Source organism: Lysobacter sp. cf310, from assembly GCF_900114355.1.
Taxonomy (GTDB): Bacteria; Pseudomonadota; Gammaproteobacteria; order Xanthomonadales; family Xanthomonadaceae; genus Lysobacter.
In genome coordinates this window covers 126,957-151,480 of the sequence record NZ_FOSS01000001.1, presented here as the reverse complement: position 1 = coordinate 151,480, position 24,524 = coordinate 126,957, and the positions used below count along the sequence as shown (strand labels likewise).

Here is a 24,524-nt window from a genome sequence, read left to right as displayed (position 1 = left end):
GATGACAGCGGCATTTTCGCTGCGGCAGGTCTGCCTGCGCTGGTTTCCCCTCTTTGCAAAGAGGGGGCGGAGGAGATTTGCTTTTCGCGGCGCAAAAAAACGGCCCGTCCATACCGGCCCGGGCCGCCCCTCGCCAAAGGACCTAGCGTTCCAAAGTGAATTCGATCGGCACCCGGCCGCGCGCCTGCACCGGCTGGCCGCCTTCCATCGCTGGCTGGAAGGTCCAGCGCGACATGACCACGCGCTTGGCGGCCTGGTCGAGCACGCGATGGCCGCTGCTCTTGACCACGGTCACCTCGATCGGCTTGCCGTCGATGCCGACCAGGATCTCCAGCATCACCGTGCCGGTGAGCTGATTGCGCACCGCCTCGCCGGGGTAGGTGGGCGGCGGGTTGTTGACCACCTGCAGGGTCACGCCGGTGAGGACTTCGCCGCGGCCTATGTCGTTGCGCGCGAAGGTCTCGGGCTGCGGCGGCGTGTCGGGCACGACGATGCTGTCGCTCGCGATCGGGTCGACGATAGGCGGGGTCGGCGGGATCTCGATCGGCACCGGCTTGGGCGTCGGCGTGTTCGGGCGGATCTTCTCGACCTTCACGACTTCAGGCTTGGGCGGGTCGACCTTCTCCTTTTCAGGAGGGATGAAATTGACGATGACGTCATCGGGCATTTCCATCCATTGCGGCGCCGACATCGGCACCATCAGCAGCATCAGCAGCGCGACGTTGACGGCGATCGCGCCTGCGGTGCCGACGATGCGGCTGGGGTCCAGTTGACGGTCGGGGTGTTCGATCGCGTGCGCCATGGAAGCTCTCCTGGAGTGGTCTGCACGGATCGAAACGGACCGGAATTGCGGGTGGGGTTAAGCACGACGAAATTTTTTTCGGGGCTGCCGCGAGGCCGGTCGGGCAGAGCCTTGGGTCGCGCGCGCCGACGCGGTCGCGCCTGCCTGCCGGGGCGCGGGCGGCGCGGTGCGGACCTGCGTAGGGCGGCCGGTTTCGGGCCCCACAAAGCCGAAGGCCCGCTTGCGCGGGCCTTCGGTGCGACAAAGCGGCTTGCTCAATCCTTGGACGGATCGGGCTCGGTCACCGGTTCGCGGTCCAGACCGCCCTCGTCGGGATTCGGCGGCCGCTTGGGGTGCGGCTGGCGCGCGTCGTCCGGGTTGCGCGGCTGCGGCTCGGGGTAACCGGGCGTGGGCTTGCGCGGGTCGGGGGCGGTCATGGCGCTCACTTGCCCAGCTCGAACACCACATCCAGGTTGACCGACAACGCGCTTTCGCCTGGCGAGATCGAGGTGTCGGCGGCGGCGCCGGCCTTCTCCATGCGCATGGCCATCATCGGCACCGGCGGGTTGAAACGGCCGCCTTCGCTGATGCTGACGATGCGGCGCACCTTCATGCCCAGGGTCTTGGCGTACATCTCGGCGCGCGCCTGGGCCTTGTCGACGGCGCCGCGGCGGGCCTCGTCGTAGGCCACGTCCTTGACCTTGTCGTCGATGTCGAAGGTCGGGCCGTTGATCTGATTGGCGCCGGTGGCGACCAGGGCGTCGAGGATCTTGCCGAGCTTGGCGATGTCGCGCACGGTCAGGTTGACCGTGTTGCTGGCCTGGTAGCCGGTGATCACCGGCGGCTGGTTCTCGGCGTAGCGGTACTGCGGGTTGAGGTTCACGCCGCTGGTCTGGATGTCGCGGTCGGCGATGCCGGCGGCCTTGATCGCGGCCACGACCTTGGCCATCTGGTCGGCATTGGCGCGCATGGCGCCATTGGCGTCGGCGGCCTGGGTGACCACGCCGGTCGAGATCACGGCGATGTCGGGGACGCGCTTGACCTGGGACTCGGCCGAGACCGAGAGCAGGGTGCCGTCGGAGGCCACATAGGCCGGAGCGGTCTGGGCGGTGGCGGACATGGCGGTGACGGCTCCGAAGGCGAGGGTGGCGGCCAGCACCAGGGGGCGCAGGGCGAAACGGGACTTGGACGGCGAGGCGTGGTGCCGGCTTGGCGAGGACGACATTTTCAACTCCTGTTGATGATGGGAACTAGGGTGTTGCCGATCCAGTGAACGAATCGTGATCCACGGCGGGGTTGTCGCAACCCGCGTGGGCCGGCGCTCAGTCAGCGCGGGTTATGCTTCGCAGGATGCTCTATCTCGCCTCCAAATCGCCACGACGCCACGAATTGCTAAGCCGCCTGGGCCTGCCGTTCGGGGTCCTGGACCTCGATATCCCCGAGCATCGCCAGCCCGGCGAGCCCGCCGAGGACTACGTGCGCCGGGTCGCACGCGAGAAGGCCGGCGCCGGTTTGCTGACCGTGGTCGCCAATCCGAGCGCGCTGGTGCTGGGCGCCGACACCGAGGTGGTGCTGGACGACGAGGTGTTCGGCAAGCCGCGCGACGGCGACGATGCCGCGGCCATGCTGCGCCGCCTGTCCGGACGCAGCCACCGGGTGATCTCGGCGGTGTCGCTGGTCTCGCCGGCGCGCGAGTCGCAGACCGTCTCGGTGTCCGAAGTCGAATTCGAAGCCCTGGACGAGGCGCGCATCGCCGCCTACGTCGCCAGCGGCGAATGGCAGGGCAAGGCCGGCGCCTATGCCATCCAGGGCCGCGCCGAGGCCTTCGTGATCCGTCTGTCGGGCAGCTATTCCGGCGTGATGGGCCTGCCCCTGCACGAAACCGTGCGTCTGCTGCGCGAGGCCGGACTCGATGCGTGACCCGCGCGCGCCGGCCGCCGCGCTGCCTTCCCTCCACCGTTGACGACCCGCAGAGCGCCTTCCACGCCATGACCGAAGAAATACTCGTCAACGTCACCCCGCGCGAAACCCGAGTCGCGGTGGTCGAAAACGGCATGCTGCAGGAGCTGCACATCGAGCGTGGCTGGCGCCGCGGCGTGGTCGGCAACATCTACAAGGGCAAGGTCCAGCGGGTGATGCCGGGCATGCAGGCAGCCTTCGTCGAGATCGGCCTGGAGCGCGCCGCGTTCCTGCACGCGGCCGACATCGTCAAGCCGACCCAGGTCAGCGAAGGCGAGGGCGACGAGGCCCCGCTGCCGCCGACCCCGACCCGGCCGATCGCCGAGCTGCTGCGCGAGGGCCAGGAAATCATCGTGCAGGTGGTCAAGGACCCGATCGGCAGCAAGGGCGCGCGTCTGACCACCCAGCTCAGCATTCCTTCGCGCTACCTGGTGCTGCTGCCGCGCACGCGCGTGGTCGGGGTGTCGGCGCGGATCGAGGACGAGGCCGAACGGCAACGCCTGAAGGCGCACGTGACCGCGCTGGCGCCGGCCGGCGAGAACCACGGTTACATCGTGCGCACCAACGCCGAAAGCCAGCCCGCCGAGGCCCTGGCCGAGGACGTGGCCTACCTCAGCCGCGCCTGGGCGCTGATCGCCGAGAAATCGCGCAGCTCGCGCGTGGGCGAGCGCGTGTACGAGGATCTGAGCCTGCCGCTGCGCGCGGTGCGCGATCTGATGCGGCGCGACGTCGAGAAGGTCAAGGTCGATTCGCGCGAGACCTGCGAGCGCCTGCGCGTGTTCGCAGCCCAGTACATGCCGGGCCTGGACGAGAAGATCGAGCACTACACCGGCGCGCGTCCGATTTTCGACCTGTACGGGGTCGAGGACGAGATCCAGCGCGCCCTGGACAAGCAAGTGCCGCTGAAGTCCGGCGGCTACCTGGTGATCGACCAGACCGAGGCCATGACCACGGTCGACATCAACACCGGCTCCTTCCTGGGTCAACGCAACCTGGAGGAGACCGTTTACCGCACCAACCTGGAAGCGGCGCAGTCGGTGGCCCGACAGCTGCGCCTGCGCAACCTCGGCGGCATCATCATCATCGACTTCATCGACATGACCGACGCCGAGCACAAGCGTCAGGTGCTGCGCCAGCTCGAGAAGTCGCTGGCGCGCGACCATGCCAAGACCACGGTGTACGAGTTCTCGCCGCTGGGCCTGGTCGAGATGACGCGCAAGCGCACCACCGAAAGCCTGGAGCGCCAGCTCAGCGAGCCCTGCCACGAGTGCGGCGGCCGCGGCACCTTGAAGACGCCGGAGACGGTGACCTACGAAATCTTCCGCGACATCGTGCGCCAGGTGCGTCAATTCGACGCCCCGCGGCTGCTGGTGATCGCATCGCCGAAAGTGGTCGCGCGCATCACCGACGAAGAGTCGGCGGCGGTGGCCGAACTCGAGGAGTTCCTGGGCAAGTCGATCCGCTTCCAGCCGGACGACCAGTACGCGCAGGAGCAGTTCGATGTCGTGTTGCTTTAAAAAAACGCCTCTTGCAGCGCCCGTTCTCCCGCTAGCGGGAGAAGGGGGGCCGCAGGACCGGATGAGGGCACGCGCGGCCACAGTTGCGTCGCGACTCGCTACCTCGCGTCCCCTCACCCCAACCCTCTCCCGCAAGCGGGAGAGGGTGCGAGTGCTTTCGTGTTCCCTTCTCCCGCTAGCGGGAGAAGGTGGTCCGCAGGACCGGATGAGGGCACGCGCGGTAGCAGTTGCGTCGCGACTCGCAACCTCGCGTCCCCTCACCCCAGCCCTCTCCCGCAAGCGGGAGAGGGGGCCGGTGCTTTCGTGTTCCCTTCTCCCGCTAGCGGGAGAAGGTGGTCCGCAGGACCGGATGAGGGCAGGTGCGGTGGCAGTTGCGTCGCGACTCGCAACCTCGCGTGCCCTCACCCCAGCCCTCTCCCGCAAGCGGGAGAGGGGGGCGGTGCTTTTGTGTTCCCTTCTCCCGCTAGCGGGAGAAGGTGGTCCGCAGGACCGGATGAGGGCACGCGCGATCGCAGCTGCGTCGCGACTCGCTACCTCGCGTCCCCTCACCGCCCCCCTCTCCCGCAAGCGGGAGAGGGGGGCGGTGCTTTCGTGTTCCTTTCTCCCGAACCTGGGAGAAGCTGGACCGCAGGGTCGGATGAGGGCGCTCTAGTGCCGACCCCGCTGCGCCGCCGTCTGCGTTTCGCCCGCCGTAGCGTCGCCTACACCGGCGCGGTGCTGTTGGTGCTGCTGGCGGTGCTGCTGGGCGTGGCCAGTCAGATCCTGCCGATGGCGGAGCGCAATCCGGACCGGATCGCGGCGTGGTTGAGCCAGCGCGCCGGACGGCCGGTCGCGTTCGACCGGGTCGAGACCCAGTGGACGCGGCGTGGGCCGCTGCTGCGACTGGATGGGCTGCGGGTCGGCGAGGGCGCGCAGGCGTTCGTGGTCGGCGATACCGAAATGCTGGTGTCGATCTATGCCGGTCTGCTGCCCGGCCATTCCTTCTCGGAACTGCGCCTGCACGGTCTGGACCTGACCCTGGAACGCGCCGACGACGGCCGCTGGAAGGTGCGCGGGCTGCCAGGGCAGGAACAGCCGAGCAAGGATCCGCTGGCCGCGCTGGAAGGCCTGGGCGAGTTGCAGGTGATCGACGGCAAGCTGGCGGTGATCGCGCCCAAGCTCGGCGTCGATGCGCGCATTCCCAAGATCAATCTGCGCCTGCGCGTGGACGGCGACCGCGTGCGCGCGGGCCTGCGCGCCTGGCCCAGCGTCGGCGTCGCCGGCGCGCCCGCGTCGCCCCTGGATGCGGCTCTGGATTTCGACCGCAAGCGCGGCGACGGCCGCGCCTATGCCGGCGCGCGCCGCGCCGATCTCAGCGCCTGGGCGGCGCTGCTGCAGGTCGCCGGCATCGGCGCCGAGAGCGGGCAGGGCCGCGCCGAGGCCTGGGCCGAGCTGCGCGGCCACCGCGTCGCCATGGTCACCGTCGACGCCGCGCTGGAGCGTGTCGCCTTGCGCGGCGCGCCGCTGGGCGACGGCGACGACGCCGTGCCGCGGGTGCGATTCGACAGCGTCGAAACGCGCGCGCGCTGGCGCCTGGACGAGGGCGGCTGGCGCTTCGACGCGCCGCGCCTGCGCATCGGCGGCGGCGCCAAGCAACAAGTGCTGGACGGCCTGGCGATCGCCGGCGGCCAGCGTTACGCCTTGCTGGCCGATCGCATCGATGCCGGCCCGCTGCTGCAGGCCGCCGCGCTCAGCGATCGCGTGCCCGCGGGCCTGCGGCGCTGGCTGCACCAGACCCGGCCGCAGGTATCGCTGCAACGCATCTCGCTGGCCGGCCGTCGCGACGGTCCGCTGCGCGCGAGCGCGCGCATCGACGGCCTGGGTTTCGCCGCGGTCGGCACCGCGCCGGGTTTGAGCGGCCTGTCGGGCGACATCGACGCCGACGCCGACGGTTTCAGTCTGCGTCTGGACCAGGCCTCGCCGATGCGCTTCGACTGGCCGTCGGGCTTCGGCGTGGTCCACACCGTGACTCTGGACGGCACCGTCGCCGGTTGGCGCGAAGGCGCGGGCTGGCGCATCGGCACGCATGCGCTGACGATCAAGGGCGAGGGCTTCGGCGCGCGCGCGCGCGGCGGCATGTGGTGGCAAGGCGACGGCACGCGGCCGTGGATCGACATCGCCGCCGATCTGGACGAGGCCGCGGTGCCGGTGGCCAAGGGCTTCTGGATCCGTCACAGCATGTCGCCGAATCTGGTTCACTGGCTGGACTCGGCGCTGATCGGCGGCAGCGTGCGCAACGGCCATGCGATCGTGTCCGGCGATCTCGACAACTGGCCGTTCCGCGACCGCAACGGCCGCTTCGAGGCGACCGCGAAGCTGCACCAGGCGGTGGTCAAGTTCCAGCCCGAATGGCCGGCGGCCGAAGGCCTGGACGCCGACGTCGCCTTCATCGCCGACGGCTTCAGCGTCGACGGCGTCGGCAAGCTCGCCGGCGTCGGCATCCAGCAGATCCATGCCGGTATCGATCACTACAAGGACGGCACGCTGACGGTGCAGGCGCAGGCCGCCTCCGACGCCGCGCAACTGCTGACCATGCTGCGCCAGAGTCCGCTGCAGAAGCAGCACGCCGACACCTTCGCCAATCTCAGCGCCAGCGGTCCGGCCCAGGTCGGCTTCAACATGAAACTGCCGCTGAAGCCGGGCAGCGTCACCGCGATCTCGGGCTCGGTCGATCTGGCCGGCGCCAAGCTCGCCGACGCGCGTTGGAAACTCGCGTTCGAGGACGTGCGCGGCCGCGCCGAGTACGCGCGCGGCGGTTTCGGCGCCAACGACCTGGCGGTGCGTCACGAGGGCCAGCCCGGCAAGCTTTCGCTGCGCGCGGGCGACTACGTGCGCGATCGCGGCAACGTGTTCGAGGCCGGGCTGGACGCCAGCGTCGGCGCGCAGTCGCTGATCGAGCGCGCGCCCGAGTTGGGCTGGCTCAAGCCTTATCTGGATGGCCGCTCGAACTGGACCATCGGCATCGCGATTCCCAAGGCGATCGCCGGCGCGACGCCGCCGACCCTGCTGCAACTGCATTCCAATCTGGTCGGCACCGCCCTGGAATTGCCGGCGCCGCTACGCAAGCCGGCCGCCGGCAGCTTGGCGACCACCGTCGAAACGCCGTTGCCGGTGGGCAGCGGCGACATCCGGGTCGGCTTCGGCAACGTGATGGCGCTGCGCGCGCGCACCGTCAACGGCCGCACCGGCGTGCGCGTCGCCCTGGGCGCCACGCGCGTGGACGAAGCGCCGCCCGCGCACGGCCTGATCGCCAGCGGCCGCACCGGCACCCTGGATGCGATCGAATGGATCGCGTTCGCCGAGGGCGGCAAGAAGGGCGAAGGCGAGGGGCTGCCCCTGCAGCGCGTCGACGTGACCGCGCAGAAGCTGCAATTGCTGGGCGGCGTGTTCGCCGATACGCGCCTGGTGGTGGCGCCGGCGCCGCGCGGCGCCACCGCGGTGCGCGTCGAAGGCCCGTCGCTGGAGGGTGCGGTGCTGGCACCGGCCGATCCCTCCGCGCCGCTGGCCGGCAAGTTCGAGCGCGTGTACTGGCGCGCGCCGAGCGCGTCGGCCTCCGCCGGTAGCCCGGCGATCGGCGCGTTCGCGCCCGCGCCAACGACTCCGGCGCCGGCCGTCAATTCCGTCGACAACAGTTTCGACCCCGCCAAGGTGCCGCCGCTGACCATCGACATCGCCGATCTGCGCCTGGGCGACGCGCGCATGGGCAGCGCGCGCGTGCGCACCCGCCCGACCGCGAGCGGCATGCGCCTGGAACAGATCCAGACCCGCGGCGACAAGCAGGCCATCGACATCAGCGGCGACTGGAACGGCCGCGGCGCGGCCGCGCGCACGCGCCTGACCATGAACATCGACAGCGGCGACACCGGCGCGCTGCTCACCGGCTTCGGTTTCGGCGGCCTGGTCGCCGGCGGCAAGGCCAAGATCCGTTTCGATGCCGGTTGGCCCGGCAGTCCGGCCGCGTTCGCGTTGGGCTCGCTGGACGGCGGCCTGAGTTTGGACGTGCGCGACGGGCGTTTGCTCGAGGTCGAGCCCGGCACCGGGCGCGTGATCGGCCTGCTCAGCATCGCCCAGCTGCCGCGGCGCCTGGGCCTGGATTTCCGCGACCTGTTCTCCAAGGGCTTCGCCTTCAACCGCGTCGGCGGCCACATCGCCATCGGCGCCGGCAGCGCGCGCAGCGACGATCTGGTCATGGACGGTCCGGCCGCGACCGTGAACATCCGCGGCTCCACCAACCTGCGCGCGCAGAGCTACGACCAGACCATCGAGGTGCGGCCCAAGACCGGCAACCTGCTGACCGCGGTGGGCGCGATCGCGGCCGGGCCGGTCGGCGCGGCGATCGGCGCGGCCGCCGGCACCGTGCTGCAGAAGCCGCTGAGCCAGATCGGCGCCAAGACCTACCGGGTGACCGGCCCCTGGAAGGAGCCCAAGGTCGAGGTGATGACCCGCGAGCAGACCCGCAATGCCGGGCGCGAGGCGCCTCCGGCGGGCTGAACGGCCCGCGCGGGGTCGGTGTGCCCACGGCCAGTGGGAACCGCGCCCGAATCCTGAGCGCAGCGCCCAACCGCGGCGTGCCCACGGTTGAACCGGTCCCGCCCAGGCTCCATCTTCACTATCAGCCCCAACTGCCCAGCGGCCGCCCAGGCCGCGCCGGCCCCGGTTGGTTAGCATGTCTCCTTCACCGCCCCCGGATTGCCCATGACGCTGCCCCTGCAACTCGCCGAAACCCGCCTGCTGCTGCCCGCCGGTCTGGACGCCAGCGGCCTGGAACGCACCTTCGGCACCCTGCTCGGGCCGGGCGTGGATTTCGGCGATCTGTACTTCCAGCACGGCCGCCGCGAGAGCTGGACGGTCGAGGACGGCATCGTCAAGGACGGTTCGCATTCGATCGAGCAGGGCGTGGGCGTGCGCGCGATCAGCGGCGAGAAGACCGGCTTCGCCTATTCCGACGAAATCAACGGCGACGCCTTGCTGGCGGCGTCCAAGTCCGCGCGCGCGATCGCGCGCGACGGCGCCGCGCACAGCGCGCGCGCGCTGGTGCGCGGGGGCGGCCGTTCGCTGTATCCGGCCGAGGATCCGATCGACGGCATCGGCAACGAAGACAAGGTCGAACAACTGCGCCGGCTCGATCAGCTGGTGCGCGCCGCCGATCCGCGTGTGCAGCAGGTCACCGTCAGCCTGTCCGGCGGCGTCGACACCATCCTGGTCGCGCGCAGCGACGGCGTGCTCGCCGCCGACGTGCGCCCGCTGGTGCGGCTCAACGTGCAGGTGTTCGTCGAGCACAACGGCCGCCGCGAAAGCGGCTACGCCGGCGGCGGCGGACGCTACGGCTACGCCGAACTGTTCGCCGGCGGCAAGCCCGAGGCGCTGGCGCGCGAGGCGCTGCGCCAGGCGCTGGTGAATCTGGAGGCGATCGACGCGCCGGCCGGCGTGATGCCGGTGGTGCTGGGCAGCGGCTGGCCGGGCGTGCTGCTGCACGAAGCGGTCGGCCACGGCCTGGAAGGCGACTTCAACCGCAAGGGCACCTCGACCTACGCCGGCCGCATGGGCCAGCGCGTGGCCTCGCCCGGCGTGACCATCGTCGACGACGGCACCCTGCCGGGCCGGCGCGGCTCGCTCAACATCGACGACGAAGGCACGCCGACCAACTGCACGACCCTGATCGAGGACGGCGTGCTGGTCGGCTACATGCAGGACACGCTCAACGCGCGTCTGATGGGCATGGCGCCGACCGGCAACGGCCGCCGCGAATCCTTCGCCCATCTGCCGATGCCGCGCATGACCAATACCTACATGCTGGCCGGTCAGCACGATCCGGAAGAGATGATCCGTTCGGTCAAAAAGGGCTTGTACGCGGTCAATTTCGGCGGCGGCCAGGTCGACATCACCAGCGGCAAGTACGTGTTCTCGGCCACCGAGGCCTACCTGATCGAAGACGGCAGGATCACCGCGCCGGTCAAGGGCGCGACCCTGATCGGCAACGGCCCGGAAACCATGCAGAAGGTGCGCATGATCGGCCACGACCTGGCGCTGGACGAGGGCGTGGGCGTGTGCGGCAAGGACGGGCAAAGCGTTCCGGTGGGCGTCGGCCAGCCATCGTTGCTGATCGACGGGCTGACGGTGGGCGGCACTCAGTCGTGAGCCGCGCTAGGGGATCCCGCGCGCATCGTCCAGGGCGCGCAGGTAACGCAACAAGCGGCGCGGCGTGCCGTAGTGGCGATGCGTCGCCTGCGCCTGTTGTACCAGCCGCTTGAGTGCTTTCTTGTCCGCCGCAGGGTATTCCAGCAGGAAGGCGTCGATGGCCTCGATCCCCGTTTCCAGGAAGCGGGCGCGACAGGCTTCGATGCGGCGCAACTGTTCGGAAATCGCCGTGGCGGCGCCTGCGTCGGCTGGTTCGAGACGGGGTTTATTCGGCCTCGTCGTCGTCGCCGCCGGCATCGTTGCCGCCCATCATCACCGCGCGCAGTTCGCGGTAGAGCTCGCGGAACGAGTGCGGCGGCTTGTTGCGCTTGCGCTCTTCCAGGGTGTTGCGCACGAGCTGGCGCAGGCGCTGGCGATCCGCTTGCGGGTGTTCGTCGATCAGTTCGGCCAGGGCCGCGTCGCCGCCTTCGAGCAGGCGGTCGCGCCAGGACTCGGCGCGGTGCATGGCCGCGACCTCGCGCCGGCCGGCCTCGCCGTTGACGTCGAGCGCGTCGCGGATCGCTTCCAGGGTGGCGTCGTCCTCGCGCCGCATCTGCTTGGCCAGGTAGGCCAGCTGGCGCTTATGGGCGATGTGCGCGGTGATGCGCCGGCATTCGCGGATATGCGGCAGCAGGCCCTCCGGGATCGGCAGCCGCGCCAGCTGGGCGTCGGTCAGCTTGGACAGCTGTTCGCCCAGGGACAACACTTCCAGCGCCTCGCGCCGGTTCTGGCTGCGGCTGGGGCTGAAAAATTCGCCGGTTTCTTCGTCTCTGCCGCGCATCGCAAACCACCTCTCGTACCGTCAAACTGAATCGAAATCCCGTGGCGCACGGCGCCACGGCAGCTAAGGATAAGACATTGAACGCAGTCGCCCTCCGTCAGCCCGCTCCGGCCCACGTCATCACCGATCCGGAAGCGCGCCTGGACGCCCTGTCCGGGCTGTCCCAGCGCCTGCTCGCCGCCGCGCGCGCGCGCGGCGCCAGCCAGGCCGAGGTCTCGTGCTCGGAAGAGGCCGGCCTGAACGTGAACGTGCGCATGGGCGAGGTCGAGACCGTCGAGGCCACCCGCGACCGCGGCATCGCCATCACCGTCTACTTCGGCCGCCGCAAGGGCAGCGCCAGCACCGCCGACCTGCGCGACGACAGCCTGGAGGCCACGGTCGAGCAGGCCTGCGCGATCGCGCGCTACACCGAGGACGACCCCGCCGCCGGGCTGGCCGACGCCGAACTGATGGCCCTCGCCCAGGACGAGGGCGGCTGGCGCGCGTTCGACAGCTGGCACCCCTGGATGCTCGAGGCCGATCGCGCGGTCGATCTGGCCCTGGCCTGCGAGGCCGCCGGCCGCGAATACGATGCGCGGGTGGAGAACTCCGACGGCGCCTCGATCGGCACCGGCGCCAGCCTGGGCGTGTACGCCAATTCGCACGGCTTCATCGGCCGCGAGGGCAGCACCCAGCACAGCATGAGCTGCGCCCTGATCGCCGGCCGCGGCGAGGCCATGCAGCGCGACGGCTGGTACAGCATCGCCCTGGCCGAGGGCGACCTGGAAGCGGCCTCCGCGATCGGCCGCCAAGCCGCGCAGCGCGCGGTGTCGCGGCTGGCGCCGCGGCAGATCGCGACCGGCGAGTATCCGGTGCTGTACGCGGCGGAATCGGCGCGTTCGCTGATCGGTCATCTGTTGGGCGCGGTGTCGGGCGGCGCCTTGTACCGGCGCGCGAGCTTCCTGCTGGATGCCGCCGGCACGCGTCTGTTTCCGGAGTGGTTCTCGATCCGCGAGCATCCGTTCCTGCAGCGCGGTTTCCGCTCCAGCGCCTTCGACGCCGAGGGCGTGGCCACGCGCGAATCGGCGCTGGTGAGCGGCGGCGTGCTGCAACGCTATCTGCTGGGCAGCTATTCGGCGCGCAAGCTCGGGCTGCAGACCACCGCCAACGCCGGCGGCGTGCACAATCTCGAGGTCGCCGCCAACGCCGGCGATTTCGACTCCATGCTGCGCGGCATGGGCCGCGGCCTGCTGGTCACCGAGCTGATGGGGCAGGGCGTGAACACGGTGACCGGCGACTACTCGCGCGGCGCGGCCGGCTACTGGGTCGAACACGGACAGATCCAGCATCCGGTCGACGGCATCACCATCGCCGGCAATCTCAAGCGCATGTTCGAGGCCATCGAAGCGGTCGGCAGCGATGTCGATCCGCGCTCGCACCTGCACACCGGCTCGATCCTGGTCGGACGCATGACGGTGGCCGGCGATGCCGGCGAGGGCTGAGCCCGGCGCCGACGCCGGCTTGTCATCCTGACCGGTCATGCTGCGCCACCGTAGCCGTCTGGCCGTTGCCGGGCGGCGCCTGCGTTGCTACGAGGGCCGCGCCCTGCGGATCGTGCGTCGCCGTCCTTGACAGCGGTGGCTACGCGGCTGAGAGTGGGCCGGCTGGGGCGGCCGTACGGTCGTCGCCAATGCCATCCAAACGGGAACTGGAAAGGGGAAACAAGGAATGAGCGATATCAACGAATCATCGGCCGACGGCAGCTCCGAAGATCGGACCCTGGCGCTGATCACCCATCTGTCGGCCATCGTGGCAGGCTTCGTGGTCCCGCTGATCATCTGGTTGATCAACAAGGACAAGCCGGAGAAGTCGTTCCTGATCGATCAGGCGAAGGAGGCGTTGAACTTCAACATCACGCTGCTGATCGTCTATGTGATCTTGACCGTGGTCATCACGATCCTCACGATCGTCACGCTGGGCCTGGGTAGCGTTCTGTCGATCCTGATCTGGCTGGTCTGGCTGGGTTCGATCGTGCTGTTCATCATCGGCGGCATCAAGGCCAACAACGGGGAGCGTTATCGCTATCCGTTCGCGCTGCGCCTGATCAAGTAATCGATCGCGCAAACGTAGTGCCCGACGGGCCCGGCATTGCCGGGCCCGTTGCGTTTTGGGGGCTCGCTATCTCCGCGAAGGCGGGGGGCTGGTGTCTTTGGCGCCCTTCTACAGACGAGTCCTACGCTTCGCTTCTGGCTCCCTTCTTTTTTTTGCTCCTAGCTCCCTCCTTTGGAAAAGGAGGGTTGGGGAGGATTTGCTTTTGCCTTGCTGTCGCTTCTTCTGACCGAAGGTCAAAGGCTTCCGCCTGCTGCGCATGCGGGTCACTTTCTCTTGCTAGCCCAAGAGAAAGTAACCAAAGAGAAGGGCTAGCGGGACCAAACCTCCCCTGCGGGTTCGGAGCTGGCGCGGGGATTTTTCGAATGGACATCCCTGTCCATTCGAAAAACGGCGCGCGTCCTGCGCGCCGCCCTTCGGGTCTACGGTTGGTCGGGTGAGTGCGGGGCTTTTGGGCTTCAATGCCGGGGCAACGGCAACGGCAACGGCAACGGCGACGCAACCGCACTCGTAACCGAACTCGTAACCGCAACCGCCGCGCATCGCTCCTTTGTCGTCATCCCGGCGAAAGCGGAGATCCAGTGACTTTAGATCGCGGCCGAAACTGCGACGCTATTCGCCCGTAGGATGCGGTGAGCCTTAGGCGAACCGCATCGTCGCGGGGCTCCGGGTGATCGCGATGATGCGGTTGTCACCGCATCCTACGAGGCGCGCTCCGAGCGGGCGCTGCGGATGTTTGGGTAAACCGCATTGCTGTGCGGAGCCTGCGGTCGCGCGAGCGTCGCTCGCGCGAGTCAATGATTGCGTCGCGCCGTGAATCCGGCCAGTCCGTAGGATGCAGTGAGCCTTAGGCGAACCGCATCGTCGCGGGGCTCCGGGTGATCGCGATGATGCGGGCGTCACCGCATCCTGCGAGGCGCGCTCCGAGCGGGCGCCGCGGATTTTTGGGGCGGACCGCATTGCCGTGTGGCGCACGCGCTCGCGCGAGCGTCGCTCGCGCGAGTCAATGATTGCGTCGCGCCGCGAACTCGCCCAGTTCGGCCAGCGCCGCGGCCTTGGCGCCGAAGGGTGCCAGCGCGGTGTGCATGGTTTCCAGCAGCGCGTCCAGGCGCGCGCGCGAGCCGTCCAGGCCGATCAGGGCGGGGAAGGTCGCTTTGTCCTGGGCGGCGTCCTTGCCGGCGGTCTTGCCCAGCGTGGCGCTGCTGCCTTCGACGTCGAGGATGTCGTCGCGGACCTGGAAGGCCAGGCCCAGGGCGTGCGCGTAGCGGTCCAGCGCGTCCAGCGCCGCCGCATCGGCACCGCCGCAGAGCGCGCCCATGCGTACCGCCGCGCGGATCAGGGCGCCGGTCTTGAGCGCGTGCAGGCGTTCCAGCGCGGACAGGTCCAGCGCCGCGCCGGTGCCGGTGGCGGCGATGTCCAGGGCCTGGCCGCCGCACATGCCCGCCGCGCCGGCGGCCTCGGCCAGGGTGCGCAGCAGGGCCACGCGCACGCCGTCGGCGGTCGCGGTGTCGGCCAGCACCGAGAAGGCCAGCGACTGCAGTGCGTCGCCGGCCAGGATCGCGGTGGCTTCGTCGTAGGCCACGTGCACGGTCGGTTGGCCGCGGCGCAGGGCGTCGTCGTCCATCGCCGGCAGATCGTCGTGGACCAGCGAATAGGCGTGGATCAGTTCGACCGAGGCCGCGGGCGCGTCCAGCGCGGCCTCGTCGGCGTCGAACAGCGCGCCCGTCGCGTAGACCAGCAGCGGACGCAGGCGCTTGCCGCCGAGCAGCACGGCATGGCGCATGGCCGCGTGCAGCGCCTGCGGCGAGGCGTTCGGGTCGGGCAGCGCGCGTGCGAGCGCGGCGTCGGCGCGTTCGCGCCAGACGGCCAGGCGCGGATCACGCATCGGAGGCGTTGGGCGAGCCGGAATAGGGTTCGGCGCTGGCCGGATCCTGCGGGTCGCTGAGCAGGCGCACGCGCAGTTCGGCCTGTTCCAGCGCGGTCTGGCAACGGCGGTACAGGCCCACGCCGCGCTCGTAGGCGGCGAGCGAATCTTCCAGGCTCATCTCGCCGTGTTCCATCTTCTCGACCAACTGTTCGAGCGCGTCCAGCGACTGCTCGAAATCGGTCACGGGCGAGGGCTCGTTGGCGGCTTTACGTGGCATGCGACAAGTGTGCGGCGCGGGCTGCGCGGGGTCAACGCGTGCGCGTGTCGCGCGCCGCGCTCAGGGCCGCCAGACCAGGCGCGCCCGGCGCTCGCGCAGCCAGCCGTCGAACTCGGCGGAGTAGGCCAGGTCGCCGACCGCCAGCAGCGCGCCGTCGCGCGACAACAGCGGCAGGCGCCGGCGCTCCCAGGGCGGCACGCCCAGGCTCTGCAGGGCCTGCTTGAGGCTGTGGCCGTGCGCGCGGCCGGGCAGGACGATGCGTTCGCCGCCGACCCGCGCATGCGCCTCGCAGGGCGCCTCCAGGGCCGCGGCGCCTTCCAGCCGCAGTTCGCCGCCACCGGGCAGGGCCAGCGGTGCGCGGCCGTCCCAGTGCGCGCGCCAGTCCGCCGGCAGCGCCGGCGCCTGCGCCTGCGCATGCAGCAGGTCGCGCCAGGCGCGGATCACCGCGCCGCTCCAGGCGAACTCGGCCTCGGCGTCGCCGCGCGCGTCCAGTAGGTCGGTTTCGATCCTGAGCACGCCCTGGGCCGGCAGCGACGGCAGCCCCAGCGCGGCGATCCAGCGCCGCAGCACGCGTGCGCGGCGCGCGGGCGCCAGTGCGCGCAAGCCTGCGCGCGACAGCGCCTGCGGGTCGGCGCTGCGCACCTGGGCCAGGGCCAGCGCATCTTCGCGCTCCAGCAGCGTCGCCGCCTGCGCATTCAAGCCGGCCGAGGCCGCCAACGCGGCGTCGGCCTGGGGCCAGCGTTCGCGCAGCAGCGGCAGCACGCGACGGCGCAGGAAATTGCGGTCGTAGGCGTCGTCGGCGTTGCTGGGGTCTTCGATCCAGCGCAGTCCGTGCTCGCGCGCATAGGCCTCCAGCGCGCTGCGCGGCAGCTCCAGCAAGGGCCGCCACAGCCGGCCTGGGCCGCAGTCGCGCCAGCGCCGCATCGCCGCCAGCCCATCCGGGCCGGAGGCGCGCAGCGCGCGCAGCAGGAAGGTTTCGGCCTGGTCGTCGCGGTGATGGGCCAGCGCCAGGGTCTCGCCTGCGTCCAAGCCGGCCTCGAACGCGGCATGGCGCGCGCGCCTCGCCGCGGCCTCGGGCCCGTCGCCGCGATCGTGGGCCACGTTCACCCGCGACACCGTCAGCGGAACGCTGAGTGCCGCGCAGATTTCGGCGCATTGGGCTGCCCAGGCGTCGGCCTGCGCATGCAGGCCATGGTGCACGTGCCAGGCGCGCAGGCCCTGCGCGCGCGCGGCGGGCGTGGCCGCCAGCGCGTGCAGCAGCACGCTGGAATCCAGGCCGCCGCTGTAGCCCACGCACAGCGGCCCGGCCGGCAGATCGTGCAGGGCCTGGTGCAGCGGGGTGGGGGACGAAGACGGCATCCGCCGATGGTGCCACGGCGGTGGGACGGAGCAACCCATCGATGGCGCTGTTACCGCGCCGGCGCGCGCTTACTGTTTCCTCACCCCGTATCGAGACGCTCCGTTGGCCCGCCTGTTCGACCCGTACCCGCAACGCTCCGTGACCCTGCGCAACCGCATCGCGGTGTCGCCGATGTGCCAGTACTCGGCGATCGACGGTATGCCCGAGAACTGGCACCTGGTGCACCTGGGCAGCCGCGCGGTAGGCGGGGCGGGCGTGGTGCTGACCGAGGCCACCGCGATCTCGCCCGAAGGCCGCATTTCGCCCAGCGACACCGGCATCTGGAACGATCGCCAAGGCGAGGCCTGGTCGGAAATCGCCTGCTTCATCCGCGCCAACGGCGCGGTGCCCGGCATGCAGCTGGCGCACGCCGGGCGCAAGGCCAGCGTCGAGCCGCCGTGGCTGGGCGGACGCGCGATCGCGCCGGGCTACGGCGGCTGGACGCCGGTGGCGCCGTCGCCGCTGCCATTCGCCGACGGCCATGTCGCGCCGCGCGCGCTCGACAGCTGCGGCCTGGCCAACGTGATCGACGACTTCGCCGCGGCCGCGCATCGCGCGCTAGCGGCGGGGTTCCAATTGATCGAAGTGCATGCCGCGCACGGCTACCTGCTGCACGAATTCCTGTCGCCGCTGAGCAACCGCCGCGACGACGGCTACGGCGGCGACTTCGACAGCCGCACGCGCCTGCTGCGCGAAGTGCTGGCGGCGGTGCGCGAGGTCTGGCCGGAGCGTCTGCCGCTATGGCTGCGTGTGTCCGCCACCGATTGGGTCGAGGGCGGCTGGGACATCGAGCAGAGCATCGAGCTGGCGCGCATCGTCAAATCGCTGGGGGTGGACCTGATTGACGTCTCCAGCGGCGGGCTCATGCCCAACGTGCGTATTCCCGTCGGCCCCGGCTACCAGGTCCCGTTCGCCGCGCGCATACGCCGCGAAGGCGGCATCGCCACCGGCGCGGTCGGCCAGATCACCGATGCGACGCAAGCCGAAGGCATCGTCGAAAGCGGCGAGGCGGACGTGGTGCTGCTGGCGCGCGAACTGCTGCGCGATCCGTATTTCCCGCGCCGCGCGGCGGCGGAGCTGGGCGCGGAGCTGCATGGGCCGGATCAGTATTTGCGGGCTTGGTAGTCCGTCGCCGCGGCTAGCGTGGTACGTGTTCCGCCCACAAGGCTTCGAACACGGCTGCACTGATGGCGATGCCTTCAAACTGTGGGTCGCTGTTGATCTCTAGCAGCGATGGGACAGGAACCTCGCCCAGTCGAGTGTCCGAAAAGTCGTCTTCACGGCTCGAAGCCGATGCGACCCGGCCATCGAGGAAGAATTCGAGCTTGCGGGTCTCGTAGCCGTCGGCGTCGATTTCCGAGACCAGACGGATGGGGTAGTCGGGCTCGGCATGATGCCAATGCACGTCGATGTGCGTTGTGTTGATCTTCATCTTGGAGGTGCGACTACTGCGTGACTGCGGCGGGAGTGAGGCGGGCTAAATCTCGCTGCGGATCGATATGCGCAGGGTCGATTCCGAGCTCGCCGGCGAGATAAGCGTAACGTTCGTTGAACTGCTCGCGATTACGCATAGGCTCGCGGGATGGGAACTTCATCATCCCGACTAATGCGATGGTTTCGGCTCGCGTCAGTCGATCAGCCGGAACGCCGAAGTAAGCGGGCGCGGCGGCTCGTAATCCACGCGCATTCCGGCCGAACCAAGCCGTATCCAGACTGTAGTCGGCGATCTGCTCCGGCCGCCACTCGTTGCTCAGACGGATCATCGCTGCGATTTCCGCAACTATCCGGTTGGCGGGGCGCGAATCAGTGCGAGCCCGGGATAAGATCAAGCGCGCCGCTTCGCTCATCAGGGAGTGCGATGCGCGCGGGCCGAGCGGCTCTCGGTCGTCGATACTGACTGCGTGCAATACCTTCCAGCACAGCTTCAGCGGGTCCAGGCGCTCCACGCGCATCGGGCCTTCGCCGCCCAGCGATGCCCAATAGATACCGCGTACATCGTCCGAGTACTGATGCTGCGCGCGCGACAACTCTCGCGGCAGTGCGCTGGCGCCTTGCCAATAGAGGCCATACACCATCGACACGAACGCCGCAGCCAGTACCAAGATCGTGCCGACTATCCATTTCGGCCACGCACTCATGGGGCGGCCGGCTTCGAGGCAGGCTTCAAACGCGCCAAATCGCGTTCGAAGTCGATCGTGGAGGTATCGACGCCCGACCGTTCGGCGATGCGCAAGTAATGCCTACGAAAGCGATCCGGATGGCGATCCGGATCGTTGATCGAGGGATTGCCCATCACGGTAAAGAGAGCGAGCTGTTCCGCTCTGGTTAGTCGCTGTGCGGGCAGGCCGAAGTAGGCCTCGGCCGCCGCATCGTAGCCGAAGGCGTCGCGTCCGAATGCCGACTGCTCCAAGAGCAGGTCGATGATCTGTTCCGGCGTCCTTTCGTTGCTGAAACGTATCCAGGACGCGACGCTAGCCAGATGATGGCGCATCATCGAAATGTGATCCGTTCTCCGGATCGTCGCTAGACGCGAAGCGTGCGTTAACACTCGCTCCTCTGCCGTAGGTTTGGGGATGTGCTCGTCGCGAGTGAGGACGAAAACGCGCCAGACCAGCTTTAACGGGTCCATGCGTTCGATCTCGATTGGCTCGCGACCGCTCTCAGACCGCCAGTACGCCTGCCGCACTTCGGGGGGGTATGCACGCTGCGCCGTTGGCAGCTCAGCCGGCAACGCGCTGGCGCCGTACCAGTACAAGCCGTAGATCAGGCAAACGAACAAGGCGGCCAGCAGCGCCACAGTGCCGACGATCCATTTCGGCCAGCTGCTCACGTCCCGGGCCGCGCGCTTACGCGGCCTCGTAAGCCCCGTAGCCGCGCAGGCGCTCGTAGCGGCGCTGCAGCAGGTCCGGTGCCGGGATCTGTTCCAGGGCGTCGAGCTCGTTTAGCAGCACGGCCTTGAGGCGGGTGGCCATCTGCTTGGGGTTGCGGTGGGCGCCGCCGATCGGCTCGCGCACGATCTTGTCGATCAGGCCCAGCTCGAACAAACGCTTGGCGGTCAGGCCCAGTTGCTCGGCGGCGTCCTTGGCCTTCTCGGCGGTCTTCCACAGGATCGACGCGCAGCCTTCGGGGGTGATCACCGAGTAGGTGCTGTATTCCAGCATCAGGGTGCGGTCGCCGACGCCGATCGCGAGCGCGCCGCCGGAGCCGCCTTCGCCGATCACGGTGCAGATCACCGGGATCTTGAGTTCGGCCATTTCCAGCAGGTTGCGTGCGATCGCCTCGGATTGGCCGCGCTCTTCGGCGTCGATGCCCGGCCAGGCGCCGGCGGTGTCGATGAAGGTCAGCAGCGGCAGCTTGAAGCGCTCGGCCATCTTCATCAGGCGCAGCGCCTTGCGGTAGCCCTCGGGGCGCGGCATGCCGAAGTTGCGGCGGATCTTGCTCTTGGTGTCGCGGCCCTTCTGGTGGCCGATGATGACCACCGGACGGCCGTCGATGCGGCCCAGGCCGCCGACGATGGCGGCGTCGTCGGCGAAGGCGCGGTCGCCGGCCAGTTCCTCGAACTCGTCGCAGATCACCCGGATGTAGTCCAGGGTGTAGGGACGCGCCGGGTGGCGGGCCAACTGCGAGATCTGCCAGGGGCTGAGGTCGCGGAAGATCTGCGCGGTACGCAGGCGCAGCTTGTCCTGCAGGGCGTGGATCTCGGAATCGATGTCGACCGCCGGCCCGCTGTTGGCGTGGCGCAGTTCCTGGATCTTGGCTTCCAGGTCGGCGATGGGCTGCTCGAAGTCGAGGTAGTTCGGATTCATGCTCGGGCCGGGGCCGGAAAGGGGCACAGTCTAGCCCAGGGGGGCGGACCGTACCGAGGGGTAGGGGGAGGGGCAGGAGTGAGCGGAGAGGAGTGAGGAGTGAGCAAGGGCGGTGCCAGCTTTCGCTCACTCCTCACTCCTCCACGCTCACTTCTCGCTTCTAGCCTCCAGCCCAGGGCTTGGCCAGGGTCAGCTTGACCGCGCGCACGCCCGGCTGGGCGCGCAGCGTGCCGACCAGGTCGGCGTCCACGCGCACCGATTGGCCGCCGTTGAGGTCGAGCATGCCGGCTGCGCCCGCGCGCAGCAGGTCCAGGCGGATCGGCGTCTGCCCGGGACGGTTCTTGGCCAGCAGCGCGTCCACGCGCTGCCAGGTGCCGGGCACGCGCAGGTCCAGGCGCATCGACAGGCGCTGCGCGTGCTTGGCGCAGACCTGCGAGTACTCCCAGCAGCGCTGCGCGCGCAGGGCGAAGCCGCCGCTGAAGGCGTCCTCGCGCAGGCCGCCCTGCACGACCAGCAGGCGGTCGCGCGCGAGCAGGGAGGCGAACTCGCCGTAGGTCTCGGCGAAGAAGGCGCATTCGAGCCGGCCGCGGCCGTCCTCGATCTGCACGAACATCTGGCTGTCGCCCTTCTTGCGCAGGCCGACGACCTGGCCGGCCACCACCACTTCCAGTTCCGGGCGCCAGCCGCTGCGCGCGCTCTCAGGGCGGTTCTCCCAGATCCGGTCGAGTTCGCCCAGATCGTTGCCGACCAGGCCGCGCAGCTCGTCGCGATAGGGGTCGAACGGGTGGCCGCTGAGGTAATGGCCCAGGGTCTCGCGCTCGCCGGCCAGCAGCTGCGCCAGCGGCCACTCGTCGGCCTCCGACAGGTCCAGGTGCAGCGCCGGCGCGGCGGCTTCGAAGCCGCCGAACAGCGAGACCTGGCCGGCATCGCGCTCGCGCGCGAGCTGGTCGGTGGCCTTCAGCACTTCCGGCAGCTGCAGCATCAGGCTCGCGCGGTTCTTGCCCAGCCGATCCAGGGCGCCGGCCTGGGTCATCGCTTCCAGCGCGCGCCGGTTGAGCTTGCCGCTGTCGACGCGTTTGCAGAAATCCAGCAGGTCGTCGAAGGGGCCGGCGCGGCGTGCGTCGACGATCGCCTCGCAGGCGCCGCGGCCGACGCCCTTCACCGCGCCCAGGCCGTAGCGGATGGTGCGCGCGTCCTTGGCCTCGAACATGTAGGCCGAGGCGTCCACGTCCGGCGGCAGCACTTCCAGGCCCATGGTGCGGGCTTCGTCGAGGAAGCCGACGATCTTGTCGGTGTTGTCCATGTCCGAGGACAGCACCGCGGCCATGAATTCGGCCGGGTAATGCACCTTCAGCCAGGCGGTCTGATACGCGACCAGGGCGTAGGCGGCCGAGTGCGACTTGTTGAAGCCGTACTCGGCGAACTTCTCCATCAAGTCGAAGATCGGGCTGGCCTGCTTGGCCGGAATGCCGCGCTCGGCGCAGCCGGCCTCGAACTTGGCGCGCTCCTTCGCCATCTCCTCGGGCTTCTTCTTGCCCATCGCGCGGCGCAGCATGTCGGCGCCGCCGAGCGTGTAGCCCGCCAGCACCTGGGCGATCTGCATCACCTGTTCCTGGTACACGATGACGCCGTAGGTCGGCGACAGCACCGGTTCCAGCGAATCGTGCGGGTAGGTGACTTCGGTATTGCCGTGCTTGCGGTCGACCCATTCGCGGTCCATCCCCGAGCCCAGCGGGCCGGGACGGAACAGCGCGGCCAGCGCGATGATGTCTTCGAAGGTGTCGGGCTTGGCGCGCTTGAGCAGCTCGCGCATGCCGCGCGATTCGAACTGGAACACCGCGACCGTATCGCCGCGCGCGAACAGCTCGTAGCTGAGCTTGTCGTCCAGCTCCAGCGCGGTGATGTCCAACGGCGCTTCGCCGGCCGCGGCGCGGCGCAGATTGATCGCCTTCACCGCCCAATCGATGATCGTGAGCGTGCGCAGGCCGAGGAAGTCGAACTTGACCAGGCCGACGGCTTCGACGTCGTCCTTGTCGAACTGGGTGACCGGGTTGCGGCCGCGGCCTTCGCCGTCGTGTTCGGCGAACAGCGGGCAGAAGTCGCTCAGCGGCGAGGGCGCGATCACCACGCCGCCGGCGTGCTTGCCGGCGTTGCGGGTCAGGTCTTCCAGGCTTAGCGCCAGGTCGAGCAGGTCGCGGACGTCGTCCTCGGTGCGGTAGCGGTCGATCAGATCGGCCGAGGCCAGCATCGGGTTCTGCTTGGCGGCGTCGGTGTTGCCCAGCGCGTCGTCCAGGCTGATGCCCAGGGTGTTCGGGATCAGCTTGGCGATGCCGTCGACGAAGCCGTAGGGATGGCCGAGCACGCGTCCGGAGTCGCGCACCACCGCCTTCGCGGCCATGGTGCCGTAGGTGATGATCTGGCTGACGCGGTCGCGGCCGTACTTGGCGGCGACGTAGTCGATCACCTCGTCGCGCCGATCCATGCAGAAGTCGATGTCGAAGTCGGGCATCGACACGCGTTCGGGATTGAGGAATCGCTCGAACAGCAGGTCGTAGGGCAGCGGGTCCAGATCGGTGATGCCCAGCGCCCAGGCCACCAGCGAGCCGGCGCCCGAACCGCGGCCCGGACCGACCGGGATGCCGTGGTCCTTGGCCCAGTTGATGAAGTCCGCGACGATCAGGAAGTAGCCGGGGAAGCCCATCTTGATGATGACGTCGAGCTCGATCTCGAGCCGGTCGTCGTAATCCTGGCGGCTCTTGCCGTCCGCCAGCGGGGCCTTCTCCAGGCGCTTTTCCAGGCCCTCGCGCGCGGAGTTGCGCAGCCAGCTCTCGATGGTGTGCTCGCTGGGCACCGGGAACGCCGGCAGCGCGTACTCGCCCAGCTTGAGTTCGACGTTGCAGCGCGTGGCCAATGCCACCGCGTTGTCGATCGCGTCGGGGATGTCGGCGAACAGCTCGGCCATCTCCTCCGACGATTTCAGGTACTGCTCTTCGCTGTAGTCGCGCGGCCGCTTGGGATCGTCGAGCACGCGGCCCGAGGCGATGCACACGCGCGCTTCGTGGGCCTCGAAACCGTCGCGGTCGAGGAAGCGCGCGTCGTTGCTGGCGACCACGGCCAGGCCGCGCTTGCCGGAGGCGTGCAGGGCGAAGGCGTTGAACGCGTCCTCGCCGTCGCGGCGGCTGCGCGTGAGTTCCAGATGCAGGCGGTCGTCGAGCACGCTCTGCCAGTCGGCGATCCAGGCTTCGGCCAGTTCGTGGCGGCCGCCGATCGCCAGGCGTCCGCCCAGGCTGTGGCGGCCGGCCAGGGCGAACAGGCCGCCGTTGTCCTCGCGCAGCCATTCCGGGCGCAGCACCACGCCGTCGACGCGATGGCCTTCCAGCCAGGCGCGGCTGAGCAGGCGCGACAGGGTCAGGTAGCCGCCGCGGTCGCGGCACAGCAGGGTCATGCGCGAGGGCGTTTCGTTGCCGTCGGCCAGGCCGACGTCGGCGCCGATGATGGGCTTCAGGCCCGCGCTCTCGGCGGCCTTGTAGAACTTGACCGTCGCGAACAGGTTGTCGAGGTCGGTCAGGGCGACCGCGGGCTGACCCAGGCTCGCGCAGCGTTTGACCAACTCGTCGATGCGGATCGTCGAGTCGGCTAGCGAATACTCGCTGTGCAGGTGGAGATGAACGAAGCGTGCGGACATGCGACAACCGGCGTGACAGCCAGCAGGTTAGCAGCCCGGCCGCCGCGTACAAGGCTTGACATCGCGGCGACCGCGCCTGGCCCGCGCGGGAGCGCGCGAATCGGCGCCGTTGCGCGCCGATCGCCGCGCTTTCGTGTGCGTTCGAGCG

At 69.6% G+C, this 24,524-nt stretch carries 20 protein-coding genes; 7 read left to right on the top strand and 13 right to left on the bottom strand.

Translation table 11 applies throughout. The features are described 5' to 3' along the window. Positions 1-142 precede the first annotated feature (142 nt). The 3 genes from BMZ45_RS00650 to BMZ45_RS00645 all read right to left on the bottom strand — a co-directional run bounded on the left by BMZ45_RS00650 (position 143) and on the right by BMZ45_RS00645 (position 2,006). The gene (locus BMZ45_RS00650) at positions 143-802 is read right to left on the bottom strand and encodes an energy transducer TonB (protein ID WP_091631343.1); all 660 of its coding nucleotides are present in this window, start codon (positions 800-802) and stop codon (positions 143-145) included. A 254-nt stretch (positions 803-1,056) separates the two neighbouring features. Next, positions 1,057-1,218 (bottom strand): hypothetical protein, encoded by a 162-nt coding sequence (locus BMZ45_RS21455; protein WP_175488876.1) that lies wholly within the window; start codon positions 1,216-1,218, stop codon positions 1,057-1,059. Between the two features lie 5 nt (positions 1,219-1,223). Then, complete coding sequence (locus tag BMZ45_RS00645) at positions 1,224-2,006, bottom strand: SIMPL domain-containing protein (RefSeq protein WP_091631342.1); 783 nt, start codon at positions 2,004-2,006, stop codon at positions 1,224-1,226. A 125-nt stretch (positions 2,007-2,131) separates the two neighbouring features. On the opposite strand from BMZ45_RS00645, the gene BMZ45_RS00640 reads away from it, so the two are divergent. The 4 genes from BMZ45_RS00640 (at position 2,132) to tldD (ending at position 10,434) form a co-directional block, all read left to right on the top strand. Further along, complete coding sequence (locus BMZ45_RS00640) at positions 2,132-2,701, top strand: Maf family protein (RefSeq protein ID WP_091631340.1); 570 nt, start codon at positions 2,132-2,134, stop codon at positions 2,699-2,701. Positions 2,702-2,769: 68 nt separating this feature from the next. After that, complete coding sequence (gene rng / locus BMZ45_RS00635) at positions 2,770-4,257, top strand: ribonuclease G (protein ID WP_091631338.1); 1,488 nt, start codon at positions 2,770-2,772, stop codon at positions 4,255-4,257. A gap of 651 nt (positions 4,258-4,908) precedes the next feature. After that, positions 4,909-8,787 carry a YhdP family protein gene (locus tag BMZ45_RS00630; protein ID WP_091631336.1) on the top strand — a complete coding sequence of 1,293 codons (3,879 nt, stop codon included), beginning with the start codon at positions 4,909-4,911 and terminating at the stop codon, positions 8,785-8,787. Positions 8,788-8,991: 204 nt separating this feature from the next. Then, a complete protein-coding gene (gene tldD / locus BMZ45_RS00625) occupies positions 8,992-10,434 on the top strand; it encodes a metalloprotease TldD (RefSeq protein WP_091631335.1) in 1,443 nt (480 codons plus the stop codon). A 6-nt stretch (positions 10,435-10,440) separates the two neighbouring features. Here tldD and BMZ45_RS00620 read toward each other — a convergent pair whose 3' ends face one another. Continuing rightward, positions 10,441-10,731, bottom strand: coding sequence for a dual-action ribosomal maturation protein DarP (locus BMZ45_RS00620; protein ID WP_091631333.1), 291 nt, complete (start codon positions 10,729-10,731; stop codon positions 10,441-10,443). Beyond that, positions 10,700-11,254 (bottom strand): ribosome biogenesis factor YjgA, encoded by a 555-nt coding sequence (gene yjgA, locus BMZ45_RS00615; RefSeq protein WP_091631332.1) that lies wholly within the window; start codon positions 11,252-11,254, stop codon positions 10,700-10,702. Before yjgA ends, BMZ45_RS00620 begins: the two co-directional genes overlap by 32 nt. A 119-nt stretch (positions 11,255-11,373) precedes the next feature. On the opposite strand from yjgA, the gene pmbA reads away from it, so the two are divergent. Together pmbA and BMZ45_RS00605 are read left to right on the top strand one after the other, a co-directional pair. Next, a complete protein-coding gene (pmbA, locus tag BMZ45_RS00610) occupies positions 11,374-12,735 on the top strand; it encodes a metalloprotease PmbA (protein ID WP_091633908.1) in 1,362 nt (453 codons plus the stop codon). A 226-nt stretch (positions 12,736-12,961) separates the two neighbouring features. Continuing rightward, the gene (locus tag BMZ45_RS00605) at positions 12,962-13,345 is read left to right on the top strand and encodes a DUF4870 domain-containing protein (protein ID WP_091631330.1); all 384 of its coding nucleotides are present in this window, start codon (positions 12,962-12,964) and stop codon (positions 13,343-13,345) included. Between the two features lie 1,000 nt (positions 13,346-14,345). Here BMZ45_RS00605 and BMZ45_RS00600 read toward each other — a convergent pair. Genes BMZ45_RS00600 through tilS form a run of 3 tightly spaced genes read right to left on the bottom strand, consistent with a single transcriptional unit; the run spans position 14,346 to position 16,845 of the window. After that, positions 14,346-15,227: a polyprenyl synthetase family protein gene (locus tag BMZ45_RS00600; RefSeq protein ID WP_091631328.1), complete on the bottom strand. Its 882-nt coding sequence runs from the start codon at positions 15,225-15,227 to the stop codon at positions 14,346-14,348. After that, positions 15,220-15,486, bottom strand: coding sequence for an exodeoxyribonuclease VII small subunit (locus BMZ45_RS00595; protein WP_056176161.1), 267 nt, complete (start codon positions 15,484-15,486; stop codon positions 15,220-15,222). Before BMZ45_RS00595 ends, BMZ45_RS00600 begins: the two co-directional genes overlap by 8 nt. Before the next feature lie 60 nt (positions 15,487-15,546). Next, a complete protein-coding gene (gene tilS, locus BMZ45_RS00590) occupies positions 15,547-16,845 on the bottom strand; it encodes a tRNA lysidine(34) synthetase TilS (RefSeq protein WP_091631326.1) in 1,299 nt (432 codons plus the stop codon). 103 nt (positions 16,846-16,948) lie between these two features. Here tilS and BMZ45_RS00585 point away from each other — a divergent pair, with 103 nt between their 5' ends. Next, a complete protein-coding gene (locus tag BMZ45_RS00585) occupies positions 16,949-18,010 on the top strand; it encodes an NADH:flavin oxidoreductase/NADH oxidase (RefSeq protein ID WP_056176156.1) in 1,062 nt (353 codons plus the stop codon). 13 nt (positions 18,011-18,023) lie between these two features. On the opposite strand, the gene BMZ45_RS00580 is transcribed toward BMZ45_RS00585, so the two are convergent. The 5 genes from BMZ45_RS00580 to dnaE form a co-directional block, all read right to left on the bottom strand. Then, a complete protein-coding gene (locus tag BMZ45_RS00580; protein ID WP_056176153.1) occupies positions 18,024-18,317 on the bottom strand; it encodes a DUF6881 domain-containing protein in 294 nt (97 codons plus the stop codon). A 13-nt stretch (positions 18,318-18,330) separates the two neighbouring features. Beyond that, positions 18,331-19,023: a transglycosylase domain-containing protein gene (locus tag BMZ45_RS00575; RefSeq protein WP_091631324.1), complete on the bottom strand. Its 693-nt coding sequence runs from the start codon at positions 19,021-19,023 to the stop codon at positions 18,331-18,333. Beyond that, positions 19,020-19,715, bottom strand: a complete 696-nt coding sequence (locus tag BMZ45_RS00570; protein ID WP_139215345.1) for a transglycosylase domain-containing protein — start codon at positions 19,713-19,715, stop codon at positions 19,020-19,022. The genes BMZ45_RS00575 and BMZ45_RS00570 overlap by 4 nt, the downstream gene beginning before the upstream one ends. Positions 19,716-19,731: 16 nt before the next feature. Continuing rightward, entirely contained in the window at positions 19,732-20,691 is a 960-nt protein-coding gene (locus BMZ45_RS00565) for an acetyl-CoA carboxylase carboxyltransferase subunit alpha (protein WP_091631320.1), read from the bottom strand. A 160-nt stretch (positions 20,692-20,851) separates the two neighbouring features. Continuing rightward, positions 20,852-24,376, bottom strand: coding sequence for a DNA polymerase III subunit alpha (gene dnaE / locus BMZ45_RS00560; protein WP_091631318.1), 3,525 nt, complete (start codon positions 24,374-24,376; stop codon positions 20,852-20,854). Positions 24,377-24,524 lie beyond the last annotated feature (148 nt).